General features: G+C 64.5%; 14 protein-coding genes and 1 tRNA gene. 11 read left to right on the top strand and 4 right to left on the bottom strand.

Going from position 1 to position 14,442, the window contains the following annotated elements; translation table 11 throughout:
- The 5 genes from ACTZWT_RS07230 (at position 1) to ACTZWT_RS07210 (ending at position 3,760) form a co-directional block, all read left to right on the top strand.
- On the top strand, positions 1-981 hold the full coding sequence (locus ACTZWT_RS07230; RefSeq protein ID WP_444768983.1) for an NAD(P)-dependent oxidoreductase: 981 nt from the start codon (positions 1-3) through the stop codon (positions 979-981).
- 20 nt (positions 982-1,001) lie between these two features.
- A complete protein-coding gene (locus ACTZWT_RS07225; protein ID WP_444768982.1) occupies positions 1,002-1,913 on the top strand; it encodes a LysR substrate-binding domain-containing protein in 912 nt (303 codons plus the stop codon).
- Positions 1,914-2,171: 258 nt separating this feature from the next.
- Complete coding sequence (locus tag ACTZWT_RS07220; protein WP_444768981.1) at positions 2,172-2,465, top strand: ArsR/SmtB family transcription factor; 294 nt, start codon at positions 2,172-2,174, stop codon at positions 2,463-2,465.
- Positions 2,462-3,514 (top strand): permease, encoded by a 1,053-nt coding sequence (locus tag ACTZWT_RS07215; protein ID WP_444768980.1) that lies wholly within the window; start codon positions 2,462-2,464, stop codon positions 3,512-3,514. Before ACTZWT_RS07220 ends, ACTZWT_RS07215 begins: the two co-directional genes overlap by 4 nt.
- A gap of 12 nt (positions 3,515-3,526) precedes the next feature.
- On the top strand, positions 3,527-3,760 hold the full coding sequence (locus tag ACTZWT_RS07210) for a thioredoxin family protein (protein WP_444768979.1): 234 nt from the start codon (positions 3,527-3,529) through the stop codon (positions 3,758-3,760).
- Between the two features lie 126 nt (positions 3,761-3,886).
- Here ACTZWT_RS07210 and ACTZWT_RS07205 read toward each other — a convergent pair whose 3' ends face one another.
- Complete coding sequence (locus tag ACTZWT_RS07205; protein ID WP_444768978.1) at positions 3,887-4,552, bottom strand: TetR/AcrR family transcriptional regulator; 666 nt, start codon at positions 4,550-4,552, stop codon at positions 3,887-3,889.
- 239 nt (positions 4,553-4,791) lie between these two features.
- Here ACTZWT_RS07205 and ACTZWT_RS07200 point away from each other — a divergent pair, with 239 nt between their 5' ends.
- Entirely contained in the window at positions 4,792-6,024 is a 1,233-nt protein-coding gene (locus ACTZWT_RS07200) for an acyl-CoA dehydrogenase family protein (protein ID WP_444768977.1), read from the top strand.
- A 154-nt stretch (positions 6,025-6,178) separates the two neighbouring features.
- A complete protein-coding gene (locus ACTZWT_RS07195) occupies positions 6,179-7,237 on the top strand; it encodes a phosphotransferase family protein (protein WP_444768976.1) in 1,059 nt (352 codons plus the stop codon).
- A gap of 168 nt (positions 7,238-7,405) precedes the next feature.
- Here the strand turns inward: ACTZWT_RS07195 and ACTZWT_RS07190 are convergent, their stop codons facing one another.
- A complete protein-coding gene (locus tag ACTZWT_RS07190) occupies positions 7,406-8,191 on the bottom strand; it encodes an SDR family NAD(P)-dependent oxidoreductase (RefSeq protein WP_444768975.1) in 786 nt (261 codons plus the stop codon).
- Between the two features lie 130 nt (positions 8,192-8,321).
- Between ACTZWT_RS07190 and ACTZWT_RS07185 the strand changes: the two genes are divergently transcribed.
- Positions 8,322-9,080, top strand: a complete 759-nt coding sequence (locus ACTZWT_RS07185; protein WP_444768974.1) for a histidine phosphatase family protein — start codon at positions 8,322-8,324, stop codon at positions 9,078-9,080.
- A gap of 129 nt (positions 9,081-9,209) precedes the next feature.
- On the top strand, positions 9,210-9,977 hold the full coding sequence (locus ACTZWT_RS07180; protein WP_444768973.1) for an SDR family NAD(P)-dependent oxidoreductase: 768 nt from the start codon (positions 9,210-9,212) through the stop codon (positions 9,975-9,977).
- Positions 9,978-10,274: 297 nt separating this feature from the next.
- Here the strand turns inward: ACTZWT_RS07180 and ACTZWT_RS07175 are convergent, their stop codons facing one another.
- A complete protein-coding gene (locus ACTZWT_RS07175) occupies positions 10,275-11,498 on the bottom strand; it encodes a serine hydrolase domain-containing protein (protein ID WP_444768972.1) in 1,224 nt (407 codons plus the stop codon).
- A gap of 174 nt (positions 11,499-11,672) precedes the next feature.
- Here ACTZWT_RS07175 and tuf point away from each other — a divergent pair, with 174 nt between their 5' ends.
- Together tuf and ACTZWT_RS07165 are read left to right on the top strand one after the other, a co-directional pair.
- The gene (gene tuf, locus ACTZWT_RS07170; protein WP_444768950.1) at positions 11,673-12,863 is read left to right on the top strand and encodes an elongation factor Tu; all 1,191 of its coding nucleotides are present in this window, start codon (positions 11,673-11,675) and stop codon (positions 12,861-12,863) included.
- Between the two features lie 403 nt (positions 12,864-13,266).
- Positions 13,267-13,342 (top strand) — tRNA-Trp (locus tag ACTZWT_RS07165).
- 128 nt (positions 13,343-13,470) lie between these two features.
- Here ACTZWT_RS07165 and ACTZWT_RS07160 read toward each other — a convergent pair.
- Positions 13,471-14,256 carry an IclR family transcriptional regulator domain-containing protein gene (locus ACTZWT_RS07160; RefSeq protein WP_444768971.1) on the bottom strand — a complete coding sequence of 262 codons (786 nt, stop codon included), beginning with the start codon at positions 14,254-14,256 and terminating at the stop codon, positions 13,471-13,473.
- Positions 14,257-14,442 lie beyond the last annotated feature (186 nt).

Genomic DNA, 14,442 nt, shown 5'->3' with positions numbered 1-14,442 from the left:
ATGACCGACCTGCCTCTGGTGGTTCTGACCAATCGCACGTTCGATGATACACGCGCGCTGTTCTCCGGGCGCGCGCGGATCATTGCCAATCATCTCGAGACCCCGTGGCCCGCCGACGTGTTGTTGGCTCACGCAAGTATTGCCGACGCGCTGATGGCCTTCATGCCCGACTGCATCGACGCCGAGTTTCTCGATTCCTGTCCACGCCTGCGCGTGATCGGGGCCGCTCTGAAAGGCTTTGACAACATCGACGTCGAAGCTGCCACCGCGCGTGGCGTCACCGTCACTATCGTGCCCGATCTGCTCACGCGCCCGACGGCCGAACTCGCCGTGGGGCTGACGATCGCGCTTGGGCGTCACATCCTTGCCGGGGACGCCGCCATTCGCCGGGGCGGGTTCAATGGCTGGCGACCGGAGTTTTACGGCCTCGGCCTTGCCGGCTCTACGGTGGGCATTGTGGGCTATGGCCGGGTTGGGCAGGCGATCGCGCGCTGCCTGTCGGGCTTTGGATGTCGCGTTCTGGCCTGCGACGCGAACTGGAATCCGTCGGTGCCGGACGATGCCGAGCGTGTGACGATGGATGTCCTCACGGGATCGGCGGATATCCTCATTCTCGGCATGCCCCTGACCCCTGCGACCCAGGGGATCGTGGGGCATGCCTTTCTCCGGTCGATGAAGGCGGGCGCCTTGCTGATCAATCCGGCGCGCGGCTCACTGGTCGATGAGGCCGCCGTGGCGGATGCGCTCGAAAGCGGCCATTTGGGCGGCTACGCCGCGGATGTTTTCGCGTGCGAGGACTGGGCTCGCGGGGATCGCCCTCGCGAGATCGAACCGCGCTTGCTGAGCATGACCACGAAGACCGTGTTGACGCCGCATCTCGGCTCCGCAGTCGTTGAATCGCGCAGGGCCATCGAGTATTCCGCGGCGGACAGCATCTTGAGGGTGCTGGCTGGCGAAAAACCGGAAACTGCGCTGGCCTGACAGAACTGGCGGTAGCCACCTTGCTGAACCTGACGCATGTCCGCAGTTTTTTGACGGTTATCGAGGCGCGGAGCATACGTGCCGGCGCGAGAACAGTCGGGCTTTCGCCCTCCACGGTTCTCGAACATCTCCGCCAGCTCGAGGCGTCGCTCGGGTCGGTGCTGCTGGTTCGCCAGGCGGGGAATCCGCACCTGACGCCGGCAGGGGCACGGTTTCTGCCGTTGGCCCGGGCTCTGGTGGCCACAGCCCTGCGCGCGGCCGACCTGATCCAGCGCCCGCATCTTGCCGTTGCCGCCTCGAGCAACATCGGCACCTATCTGCTCCACCCCCGCATTGCGGCTTTCGAGCGTGACGCCAGGGTCGAAGTCCGCGTCTGGATTGGGAGCAACATGCAGGCCGCCGCCCGTCTCAAGAGCGGTGAGGCGGATCTCGCCGTCCTGGAGGCCTGGGAGGATACCGACGGTTTCGACGTCACCAGTTGGAGCGCCGAGACTCTCAAAGTGATCGTGGCGCCGGATCACCATTGGGCCGGAAAAAAGTCCATCGACCGGGAAGATCTGACCAAGGAGTTGATCCTCACCGGCGAACCGGGCACCGGAACGGGGCGTATCCTGCGCGAGGCGCTGGGAAGCGTCGTTGCGCGCCTGCATTATCTGGACGGATTGGGGTCTACCGAAGGCGTCAAGCGTGCGGTGCGCGCCGGGCGAGGCATTTCGATCGTAATGGAATCGGCGATCCAGGATGAATTGCTGAACCGCACGCTGGTCGCGCTCGATGTCGACGGAACGAGTTTGGAAAAGCGCCTGTTGATCGTGAGATCTTCTCACCTGCCACCCACCGCCTCAGCATCGCGCTTCGCTGAATGTCTTCTGGAGGGGCCGAATAGCAGCAGTGGGCCGCCGGTGTCGCCGAACCCCGGTCGCCCGATTTGAACCCGGGCTGAATTTGCGGACGTTCCTGCACGAAGATGCTGGTGTCGAACTGCTCTCAAACCGGCCATTCAGCTCTGCAGGAGGCGGAAGTGCTCGCGGTGTCTCAGGCGCACAGTTCGGGCACGTCGATCCTCCGCGCAATCGTGACAAGAAATCGATCAGTAACAATCGATAACCGCCGAGACGGCTACGTATATATGCGAATATGCGCATAGGCGGAAATGCGCAATAGTCGATCAGGAACAGTGCAGGATGACAATGGATCCGATCGACATCGTGTCGGCCTTGGCCGAAGAGACGCGGCTGGAGGCCTTGCGGCTTCTGTGGGACGGTCAGGAACACTGCGTCTGCGAGCTGATGAAGAAGCTGGGCGCCACCCAGTCGCGGATGTCGCGTCACATGGCCATGCTGAAGATTGTCGGGCTGGTGATTGATCGTCGCGATGCTCAATGGGTTCGCTACCGCCGGAATCCCCATCTCGATCCGCGTATCATTGCAGTCGTCGAGGCCGTCCTGGCGCTGCCGTCGCGCGACAGGAGGGCGGCCGCATGACCACGCTGGAGACGAAAGCCGGGCGCGAGCCGCGGGGAGCCGTCTGGCTGGCCGGGACCGCGGCATTCCTGGTTGCCTGGGGACTGATTTACGCGCAATTGCAGCCGTTCTCCAAATGGGCGGTCGGGCTGCTCCCGCTCGAGCCCGGCAGCCATGCGGCAGAGGCTGTCGAGTTCTTCGTCTACGACACTCCGAAGGTGTTGATGCTGCTGACGCTCGTGGTGTTCGGCATGGGCGTTCTGCGCAGCTGGTTTTCGCTGGAGCGGACTCGGGCGCTGCTCGCCGGCCGGCGCGAAGGAGTCGGCAATGTCGCCGCCGCCGGGCTCGGCATTCTCACGCCGTTCTGCTCGTGCTCGGCGGTGCCGCTGTTCATCGGTTTTGTCAGCGCCGGCGTGCCGCTCGGCGTCACCTTCTCGTTCCTAATCGCCGCTCCGATGATCAACGAGGTCGCGCTCGGGCTGCTGTTCGCATTGCTTGGCTGGAAGGTGGCGCTCGCTTATCTGGGCTTCGGGCTCGGAATTGCAATCGTCGCGGGCTGGGTGATCGGTCGCTTCCACCTCGAAGGTTGGCTGCAGGACTGGGTCCGCAACGTTCGTTCCAGCGCCGTCGAGATCCCGTCGTCAACCGTGACAGTGGTCGACCGTCTCCGGGCGGGGATCGAAGCGGTGGTCGACATCGTCGGGCGGGTCTGGATCTGGGTCATCGCCGGGATCGCGGCGGGAGCCTTCATTCACGGCTATGTGCCCGCCGACCTGCTAGCTTCGATCATGGGCCGCGACGCGTGGTGGTCGGTGCCCGCAGCCGTCGTGCTCGGCATTCCGATGTATTCCAATGCCGCGGGTATCATTCCGGTGGTCGAAGCTCTGCTCGGCAAGGGCGCCGCGCTCGGCACCGTGCTGGCCTTCATGATGAGCGTCATCGCTCTGTCGGCGCCGGAACTGATCATCCTGCACAAGGTGCTGACCCCCCGGCTGATCGCCGTGTTCGTCGCGGTCGTTGCCTCTGGCATTCTGGCCGTCGGCTTTCTTTTCAATGCCTTGTTCACATAGGAGCGTGTCGTCATGAAGGACGTCAAAGTACTCGGTCCCGGCTGCAAACGTTGTGTCACGACGGCGGAGATGGTGCAGGCGGAGGCCGACAGGCTCGGCGTTCCGGTCACGATCGAGAAGGTCACCGACTACGCGGCGATCGCCGGTTACGGCATCGTCTCGACCCCGGCGATCGTGGTCGACGGCAAGGTGGTCCACGCCGGCGGGCTACCGAAAGCCGATGACATCGCGCATTGGCTCGCGTGAGGGCTCCCCGCTGGCAGCTTGCGCGGGCAGACGGAGGTGCTGTGACGTCCGAGGCATCCGACATTGTTCCCGTTACGTCGATAGGCCGTTCCGTCGCCGGGGCGCGGGTCATTTGACGTGGTCTGGCTAGCGCCCGCGGCGGGCAGGCGCCTTGTCGGCGGCGGCGGGCATCGGTGCGGTCAACGCCAGCGTCGCGACGCTCACCACACGCTCGATCACGCCGTCGACGTCGTCGAGGTCGCAGGCGCCGTCCGATAGCCGCAACAGCCGCTCGCTGTCGCGCACCGTCTGGTGCGCCATGGCGAGGGCGAAATGCAGGCCCCAATAGATCTCCGCGTCGGCCTTGCCGGGCAGCGAGCGCCGCAGCGCCGCGGCGAATTTCCGCAGATGATCGATCTCGCGGTTCTTGATCTTCCGGATCGCCGGGATCGCCTCGATCGAGGCGCGGATCATAAAGCGCGCCGCATCGGAGCGCTGGCTGTCTGGGCCGAGGCATCCGCGCATGGTCGGGCCGACCAGCGCGCGCAGCACGGCCTCGACCGGCGCGCGGCCGCCGCCGGCCGCCTCTGCGGCCTTCAATTCGTTCAGCCGTTCGCGATTGGTGGCGATCGAACGCGTCACGAACAATTCGGTGATCAGTTCGTCCTTCGAACCGAAGTGATAGTTCACCGCGGCGAGATTGACCTCGGCGGAAGCCACGATGTCGCGCAGTGTGACGTCGCCGAAGCCGCGCTCGGCATAGAGCCGCTCGGCCGCCCGGAGGATCGCTGTGCGTGTGGTGTCGGTGGACATGCCATGCCGTGGAAAATCGTCGAACTTGCATTTCAAACGCCTGTATGAAACTATCGTTTCACAGCCGGAAGTCAATGCGTTCGCGCCTGCGACGTTCGGCAACCCACCGGTCCGCCGTCTTCGCGTCGCTCTCCCGCGATGCAGCGCGCAGCGCAGAATTGGCTTGCGGAGGCGGAGCGGCGGGAAGACAGTGCCGGCAATCCGTGTCGGCCGAACAGGGAAACAGTGAGGATCGCCTGATGGATTTCACGATGTCCGATCGCCAGCGTGAGTGGCTGGACCGCGTCACCGCCTTCATGAATACGCATGTCCGGCCGGCGGTGCCGATCTACAAGCAGCAGGACGCCGAGGGCGACCGCTGGAAGGTGATTCCGATCCTCGAGGATCTGAAGAAGAAGGCCAAGGCCGAAGGCCTGTGGAACATGTTCATGCCGCCGTCGTCGCACGAAGACGACGAATTCCGCGGCGCCGGCCTCTCCAATCTCGAATACGCGCTGCTGTCGGAGCAGATGGGCCACATCAGCTGGGCCTCCGAAGTATTCAACTGCTCGGCGCCGGACACCGGCAACATGGAAGTGCTGATGCGCTACGGCTCCAAGGAGCATAAGCAGCAGTGGCTGCGTCCCCTGATGGACGGCGAGATCCGCTCCGCCTTCCTGATGACCGAGCCTGCGGTCGCGTCTTCCGACGCCACCAATATCGAGACCCGGATCGAGAAGGACGGCGACCACTACGTCATCAACGGCCGCAAATGGTGGTCGTCGGGCGTCGGTGATCCGCGCTGCAAGATCGCGATCGTGATGGGCAAGACCGATCCGAATGCGCCGAAACATCAGGCGCAGTCGCAGATTCTGGTGCCGCTCGACACCCCCGGCATCACGATTGAAAAGATGCTGCCGGTGTTCGGCTTCGACGACGCGCCGCACGGTCACGGCCAGGTGCTGCTCAAGGACGTTCGCGTCCCGGCGTCGAACCTGCTGCTCGGCGAAGGCCGCGGCTTCGAGATCGCGCAGGGCCGCCTCGGTCCGGGCCGCATCCATCACTGCATGCGCACCATCGGCAAGGCCGAAGAAGCGCTGGAGAAGATGGTGCGGCGGCTGCAGTCGCGCACCGCCTTCGGCAAGAAGATCATCGAATATTCGATCTGGGAACAGCGCATCGCCGAGGCCCGCACCGACATCGAGATGAACCGCCTGCTGTGCCTCAAGGCCGCCGACATGATGGACAAGGTCGGCAACAAGACCGCACAGCTCGAGATCGCGATGATCAAGGTCGCTGCGCCGAACATGGCGCTGAAGATCATCGACAACGCGATCCAGGCGTTTGGTGGCGGCGGCGTCTCCGACGAGGCCGGCCTCGCCAAGGATTACGCCAACATCCGCACGCTGCGGCTCGCGGACGGCCCGGACGAGGTGCACAACCGCGCCATTGCCCGGCTCGAGATGAAAAAGTATGCCAACGCGGCGCACTGACCGCGCAGGCCGCATAAAAACGTCATCGCCGGACTTGATCCGGCGATCCATCTCTTGAAAAGATGGATACCCGGGTCAAGCCCGGGTATGACTGTTTCTGGATTGTCGGAACGCGCGGCGCGTAACGCGCGAACAAGAACAAGGGAGCGTCACGTTGGTCGGGATACGGAAAGACGACGAGTACACCGGCACCAAGCCGGTCGAGGAGCGGCATCGCGTCGACGAAGCCCGCCTCGCGGAATGGATGCAGCAGAACGTCGAGGGCTATGCCGGCCCGCTCGAGGTGCAGCAATTCAAGGGCGGCCAGTCCAATCCGACCTACCGGCTCAACACGCCGGGCCGTTCCTACGTGATGCGGCGCAAGCCGTTCGGCAAGCTGCTGCCGTCGGCGCACGCGGTCGATCGCGAATTCCGCGTTATTGCGGCGCTCGGCAAGCAGGGCTTCCCGGTCGCCAAGGCCTACGCGCTGTGCACCGACGATGCGGTGATCGGGGCGGCGTTCTACATCATGTCGATGGAAGAGGGCCGGGTGTTCTGGGATCCGACGCTGCCGAGCCAGACGCCGGAGGCGCGCCGTGCGATCTTCACCGCCAAGATCGAAACGCTGGCGAAGCTCCACTCTTACGAACCCGAGGCGATCGGCCTCGGCGATTTCGGCAAGCCGGGTAATTACTTCGCGCGCCAGGTCGATCGCTGGACCAAGCAGTACAAGGCCTCCGAGACGCAATCGATCCCGGAAATGGACCGGCTGATGGAATGGCTGCCGAGCACGGTGCCGGATCAGCAGCGGGTTTCGGTGGTCCACGGCGACTACCGGCTGGACAACATGATCTTCCACGCCACCGAGCCGCGGGTGCAGGCGGTGCTCGACTGGGAGCTGTCGACGCTCGGCGATCCGATGGCCGACTTCACCTATCTGCTGATGCAGTGGGCGATGCCCGGCCTCGACGGCGCAGATCTGAAGGCGCTGAACATCCCGACGATCGAGGAGGCGACCGCGATCTACAACCGCGCCGCCGGCATCCCCGAAGTCGAGGACATGAACTGGTACTTCGCCTACAACACCTTCCGCCTCGCCGGCATCACCCAGGGCATCGCCGGCCGCATCCGCGACGGCACGGCCGCTTCCGACAAGGCCAAGGACTCCGCCGCCCGCACCGTGCCGCTCGCCAAGGCGAGCTGGGCCTATGCGCAGAAGGCCGGCGCGAAGTAAGCGAGGTCGGGCTTTACGCAAGAAACAGGCGCGGTCCGCAACGGGCCGCGCCTTTTGTCATCCGGTCATTCCGGGGCGCCGCGCAGCGGCGAACCCGGAATCCCGCGATTGATACGACGAGATTCCGGGTTCGCGCGTTTCACGCGCGCCCCGGAATGACTGCGTTTGTTAAATCGGCTTGCCCGCATACGGCATCGACGCTGTCAGGCCACCGTCGACAGGGAACGCCTGGCCGTTGACGTAGCTGGCTTCGTCGCTCAGCAGGAACAGCCCCATGGTGGCGAGCTCGTGCGGCTGGCCGGCGCGCTTCAGCGGATTGAGCTGGCCGATCTTGTGGTCGGTGCCGCGGGCGCGGGCGCCATCGAACACCGGCTTGGTCATGCCGGTCTCGATCAGCCCGGGGCACACCGCGTTGATGCGCACGCCGGTGCCGGACAGCGAATAGGCGGTGGTCTGCACCAGGCTGATGACGCCGGCCTTCGACGCCGCGTAAGGATGCCCCGAAGCACCGCTCTTCAGGCCCGCCACCGAAGCCGTGCACAGGATCGCGCCGTGGCCCTGTTTGATCATGTGCGGCATCGTGTGCTTGATCGCCAGGAACGGCCCGATCAGATTGATGCGCAGGATTTCCTGCCAGTGCTCCGGCGTCTGCTCTGGCAGCGGCACCAGCCCGCCGCTGATGCCGGCATTGGCCCAGATCCCGTCGAGCTTGCCGTAAGCCGCGATCGCCTTGGCGATGAAGCCTTTGACGTCGTCCTCGGAGCCTGCATCCGCGGTCACCGCTTCCGCCGTGCCGCCGGCCTTGCGGACCTGCTCGACGGTCTCGTGCACGCCGTCGGTGCGATCGACCGCGATCAGTTGTGCGCCTTCCTGCGTGAACAGCAGCGATGCCGCGCGGCCGATGCCGCTGCCGGCGCCGGTGATGATGACGGATTTGCCTGCGAGGCGGCCCATGCGTTGCTCCCTAAAGATTGCGGCGTTTGCCGTTTGACGGAATTCGCATCGCGCACGGACACACAAGTGACTTGAGGCGATGCGAGGTCTGACGTACAGCGACTTGAAACGGGAATGAAGGATTTTCTGCATGTCGAATGCGCCGCCTTCCGCCGACGAAAAGCCCTTCGTCGCCCAGCACTCCGTTCCGACGGGCGTCACCGCGACGAGGTGGTGGTGGGTGCGCCACGCGCCGGTGCGCAGCGACGGCGGCAACATCTACGGCCAGATCGATATCGACTGCGACTGCAGCGACAGGGTGGTGTTCGATGCGGTAGGCCGCGTCCTGCCGCGCAGCGCAGTGTGGTACGCGAGCCAGTTGAAGCGCACGCACATGACCGCGGATGCGATCTTCGCCGCCGGCTTTCCGCGTCCGCCGCTGATCACGCATGACGCCGATCTCAACGAGCAGCATCTCGGCGACTGGCAGGGCACCAACCGCGCCGCGTTCTTCGCCAATCTGCCGATCAATCTCGATACCTTCTGGTTCGCCCCGATCGACCAGCGCGCGCCGAACGGCGAGAGCTTCATAGATCTGTACGAGCGAACCAGGCGTGCGATCGCACGGATCACCGCCGCGCATCCGGGCGAGGACATCGTCGCGGTGGCGCATGGCGGCACCATCAAGGCCGCGATCGGCCTGGCGTTGCGCGACCAGCCGGAGCGCGGGCTCGCCTTCACCATCGACAATTGCTCGATCACGCGGCTCGACCACATGGTCTCGTCCGATGGCCAGGAGGGCTGGCGGATTCCGATGATCAATCAGCAGCCCTGGATCGCCGATCCGTCGCACGCCGCAATGCATCAGCCGGCGGGGCCGGAAGTGGCGACGCCGACGAAGCTCGCCTAGTCCGTCATTGCGAGGAGCGAAGCGACGAAGCAATCCAGTAACTCCGCGCACAGCGCTTCTGGATTGCTTCGCTTCGCTCGCAATGACGAGCAAATCATTCAGACCAATAACCAACAAAGGGAGAGAAACATGACGTTGTTCGATCTGACCGGAAAAGTCGCCGTGATCACCGGATCGTCGCGCGGCATCGGCAAGGCGATCGCCGAGCGGATGGCCGAGCACGGTGCCAAGGTGGTGATCTCGTCGCGCAAGCAGGACGCCTGCGACGCTGTTGCCAAGTCGATCAATGATGCGCGCGGGGCAGGGACGGCGCTGGCGATCGCCGCCAATATTTCCAGCAAGGACGATCTCAAGCGCCTTGCGCAGGAGGCGACTGCGGCGTTCGGCAAGATCGATGCGCTGGTCTGCAATGCCGCGTCGAACCCGTATTACGGCCCGCAGGCCGGCATCAACGACGATCAGTTCCGCAAGATTCTCGACAACAACATCGTCGCCAATCACTGGCTGATCAGTGAAGTCGTGCCGCAGATGATCCAACGCAAGGACGGCTCGATCACCATCGTCTCGTCGATCGGCGGCCTCAAAGGCTCCACCGTGATCGGCGCCTACTGCATCTCCAAGGCCGCCGACATGCAGCTCGCCCGCAACCTCGCCTGTGAATATGGCGAGCACAATATCCGCGTGAATTGCATCGCGCCCGGCCTGATCAAGACCGATTTCGCCCGCGCGCTGTGGGAAAATCCCGAGACGCTGAAAGCTTCGACCGCCCGCTCGCCTCTGCAGCGGATCGGCGAGCCCGACGAAATCGCCGGTGCCGCGATCTTCCTCGCCTCCAAGGCCGGCACCTTCACCACCGGCCAGACGCTCGTGATCGACGGCGGCGCGACGATCAGCTGATTGTTGCTCCGTCATTCCGGGGCGCCGCGTAGCGGCGAACCCGGAATCCAGAGGTTGTAGCGGCTTCAGCAGGCGCAGAGCATCTCGAGATTCCGGGTTCGCGAGCTACGCTCGCGCCCCGGAATGACTCGCGGATAGACTTTACTCGCCACACATTCCGTCCTCATCCTGAGGAGCGCGCCGTTTTGGGCGCGCGTCTCGAAGGATGGTGGCGGGAGAAGGCGCGTGCGGCCATCCTTGGAGACGGCCGCTTCGCGGCCTCCTCAGGATGAGGTCAGAGCAAACAGCTGAGCTGCTTTACTCCACCGCCGCATACACCAGATTGCGCACCAGCGTGCGGAAGTACTCGCGCTGTCCCGGCCCTTGCGACATGAACACCGCGAACAGGTCTTCCGCCGGATCGATCCAGAAGAACGTGCCGGCGATGCCGCTCCAGTAGAACTGGCCGACCGAGCCGGGGAAAGGGGCGATGCCGGGTTCGGTGCGCACCGCGAAGCCGAGGCCGAAGCCGTGGCCGGGCGGCAGGATGTAGTTGTCCGGCGGGATGTGCGCCTCGAGATGATTGCTCGCCATCAGCTGCAGCGTCTTGCGGCCGATGATGCGGGTGCCTTCGAGCGTGCCGCCACTCAGCAGCATTTGGCAGAACCGCGCGTAGTCCATCGTCGTCGACACCAGCCCGCCGCCGCCGGACTCCATCGCCGGCTTTTCCAGCATGTTGAACAGCGCCACCGGATCGCCGGTCCACGGATCGGTCGGGAACGGCTCGGCGAGCCGGCCCTTGTTCTCGGCGCCGGTGTGGAAGCCGGTCTCGCTCATCTGCAGCGGCGCCAGGATGCGTTCGGTGAGGAATGCCCCCAGGGTCCTTCCCGAGATCACTTCGATGACGCGGCCGAGGATGTCGGTCGAGCGGCTGTAGTTCCACGCCGCGCCGGGCTGGCACACCAGCGGCATGCCGGCGATCAGGCCGGCGTGCTCCTCGTTGGTGATCTTGCGGCTGCGGACGCGGGACTCGCGATACATCTTCTGGATCGGGCCGTCACTGACGTGATCGTAAGTGATCCCCGAGGTGTGGCGCAGCAGGTCCTGAATGGTGATCGGCCGCACCAACGGCACCAGATCGAGTTTGCCGTCGCGCACCACACCGACGCTGGTGTTCTCGAATTCCGGAATGAACTTCTGCAGCGGATCGTCGAGCTGCAGATGACCGTCCTCGACGAGCTGCATGATTCCGACCGAGACGATCGGCTTGGTCATCGAGAAAATCCGAAACAGGCTGTCCTTGCGCATCGGCGCATCCGAGCCCGGCGCCTGCCGGCCGAGCGCCTCGAACCAGCCAATATGACCACGGCGTGACACCAGCACGGTGACGCCGGGGATGCTGCCCTTGTCGATCTCGCGCTTGAAAGCGTCGGACATCGTCTGCAGCCGGGCGGGGGACAGGCCGATTGCCTCAGGTTTTGCTTGGTCGAGCGGCGGGGTGAGTGGGGCCGCGGCGGATTTGGCGGCTGAGTGAGCGGTCATGGCGTCTCCCGATTGATCTTTTGTTTCGCGGCCTTACATGAGCAACCATGCGGCCTTTCTCGGTACGGCGCAGCGAGATTGGCCCAGAACTTCCGGCTTGAACAGTGTGCTTTTCCGCAGTAACCAGCCGCGGGTTTCGCCGCATGTCTGCTGCGCCGACAAGGATGGATATCGATGGCCAAAGCAAAGTTTGAACGAAACAAGCCGCACTGCAACATTGGGACGATCGGTCACGTCGACCATGGCAAGACGTCGCTGACGGCGGCGATCACCAAGGTTCTGGCGGAGACGGGCGGCGCGACGTTCACGGCCTACGACCAGATCGACAAGGCGCCGGAAGAGAAGGCGCGCGGCATCACGATCTCGACGGCTCACGTCGAATACGAGACGCAGAACCGCCACTACGCGCATGTCGACTGCCCGGGTCACGCCGACTACGTGAAGAACATGATCACCGGTGCGGCGCAGATGGACGGCGGCATCCTGGTGGTGTCGGCGGCCGACGGCCCGATGCCGCAGACCCGCGAGCACATCCTGCTGGCGCGTCAGGTCGGCGTTCCCGCGCTCGTCGTGTTCCTGAACAAGTGCGACATGGTCGACGATCCGGAACTGCTCGAGCTGGTCGAGATGGAAGTGCGCGAGCTGCTGTCGAAGTACGACTTCCCGGGCGACGACATTCCGATCATCAAGGGCTCGGCGCTGGCGGCGCTGGAGAACTCGGATCCGAAGCTCGGCCACGACGCGATCCTTGAGCTGATGAAGGCGGTCGACGCCTACATCCCGCAGCCGGAGCGCCCGATCGACCAGCCGTTCCTGATGCCGGTCGAAGACGTGTTCTCGATCTCGGGCCGCGGCACGGTGGTGACCGGTCGCGTCGAGCGCGGCATCGTCAAGGTCGGCGAGGAAATCGAGATCGTCGGCATCCGCGACACCCAGAAGACGACCTGCACCGGCGTCGAAATGTTCCGCAAGCTGCTCGATCAGGGCCAGGCCGGCGACAACATCGGCTGCCTGCTGCGCGGCACCAAGCGCGAGGACGTCGAGCGCGGCCAGGTGCTGTGCAAGCCGGGTTCGGTGAAGCCGCACACCAAGTTCAAGGCCGAGGCCTACATCCTGACGAAGGAAGAGGGCGGACGTCACACCCCGTTCTTCACCAACTATCGTCCGCAGTTCTACTTCCGCACCACCGACGTCACCGGCGTCGTGCATCTGCCGGAAGGCACCGAGATGGTGATGCCGGGCGACAACATCGCCATGGAAGTGCACCTGATCGTGCCGATCGCGATGGAAGAGAAGCTCCGCTTCGCCATCCGCGAAGGCGGCCGCACCGTCGGCGCCGGCGTGGTGGCCTCGATCATCGAGTAACGTTGCGAAAGCAATCATCAGGGCCGCGAGTACGCTGGGTCGTGCTCGCGGCCTTTCTGTTCGGACAGCCGCTGTTTGCGGCCCAGGCGGCCTGTCCCGACCGCCCGCCTTGCAAAGGTTGCGGTTGCAAGGGCGGCACCGGCTATCGCGCCCCGGATGGGCACTGCGTCGGCTTCCGGGAACTCGACAAGGTCTGCGGCGCGCCGCCGACGCGCTGCGTGTTCGAGAATGCGCCCGGCACGGGCGCCAACCGGGAGTGTGCGCTGGCGCCCCGATCGAAGCGGAAACCGGACGGGCCGACGGACGCCGCGGCGGAATAGACCAAAGCCTAATCGCGCATCCCACTTGCCAGAAGGGCACCGCTTATGCTTCAACCGCGCAAATCGGCGGCAACGTCGGTCGTAGGAGTGTAGCTCAATTGGTAGAGCACCGGTCTCCAAAACCGGGGGTCGCAGGTTCGAGCCCTGCCACTCCTGCCAGCGGCTAAAGTTTCAAAAAATTCAATGGGTTAACGGCTCAAGCCGCGCTGCGACGGGTTCGTGCGCGGTCCGGTCGATCGCTGTCGCAAGTTCCGCGCCTCGCTGCGGCCGCCGGTTTGGCCGACCCTTCACATCATCAAAGGCCGGACATCTTCGGCCATGCGTTTCAGCGGCGGAAGAAAGCGGTCGATCATTTCGCCGGTCGTGATCCGGTCGACATGGGCGCCGATATTGGCGGCGGCGACGATCATTCCATCGTAGCGGCGCACAGGCACGGCGATCGAGCGGAATGCCGGCTCGGCCTCGCAATCGACCAGTGAATATCCCTTGGTCCGATCGGCGATGATGGTCGCAACCAATGTGGGCTTGTCGATCAGGGTCGTGTCGGTCTGCTTCGCCAGCGTCATCCGGTCGATCGTCGCGGCGAGGTCGTCATTGCCGAGCCGGCCGAGCAGGACCCGGCCGACGGACGTGCAGAACAGCGGCAGCCGATAGCCGAGATCGATGCCGGACGAAAACACCCGCGCCGGACTCGACCGTGCGACGAACACCGCGTCGTCGCCATCCCAGATCGCCAGCGAGCAGACCTCCTTGGCCTTGTCCGAGACCAGATCCATCGCCGGCTGCAGCAGGGTGCTGATCTGGTTCGAAGCCAGATACGCCGACGCCAGCCGCAGTACGCGCGGGGTCAATTCGAACAGCCGCTCGTCGCTGGTGACGAAGCCGGATTTCTGCAGCGTGAGAAGAATGCGCCGCGCCGTGGCGCGCGGTAGGCCGCAAGCCTTCGCGACATCGCTTAACGTCATCGGGCGCCGCTCGGCCCCGAACACCTCGATCAGCCGAAGGCCGCGCGCCAGGCTTTCGATGTGCTCGGTATCCGGCAGTTCGCTCTCGTCGCGTTTCAGTTTCGGCATCTGAGGACATTGAAGACGGCGGGTTGGTGATCCTAAGCGTGTTCGTTGTGCGAACACAAGGGCGTTAGACGGATTGTTGATTAGTGCACATCGGTATCCGGAACTTGTCTGCACCTCTGTTGGGCAGTTCTGGGACACAAAATGGGCTTGCAGGCTTCGCTCCTAAGAGGCATTCTTATTCTAATC

It is taken from the genome of Rhodopseudomonas sp. NSM (assembly GCF_052445935.1).
Taxonomy (GTDB): Bacteria; Pseudomonadota; Alphaproteobacteria; order Rhizobiales; family Xanthobacteraceae; genus Rhodopseudomonas.
This window is presented reverse-complemented; position numbering and strand designations above follow the sequence as displayed.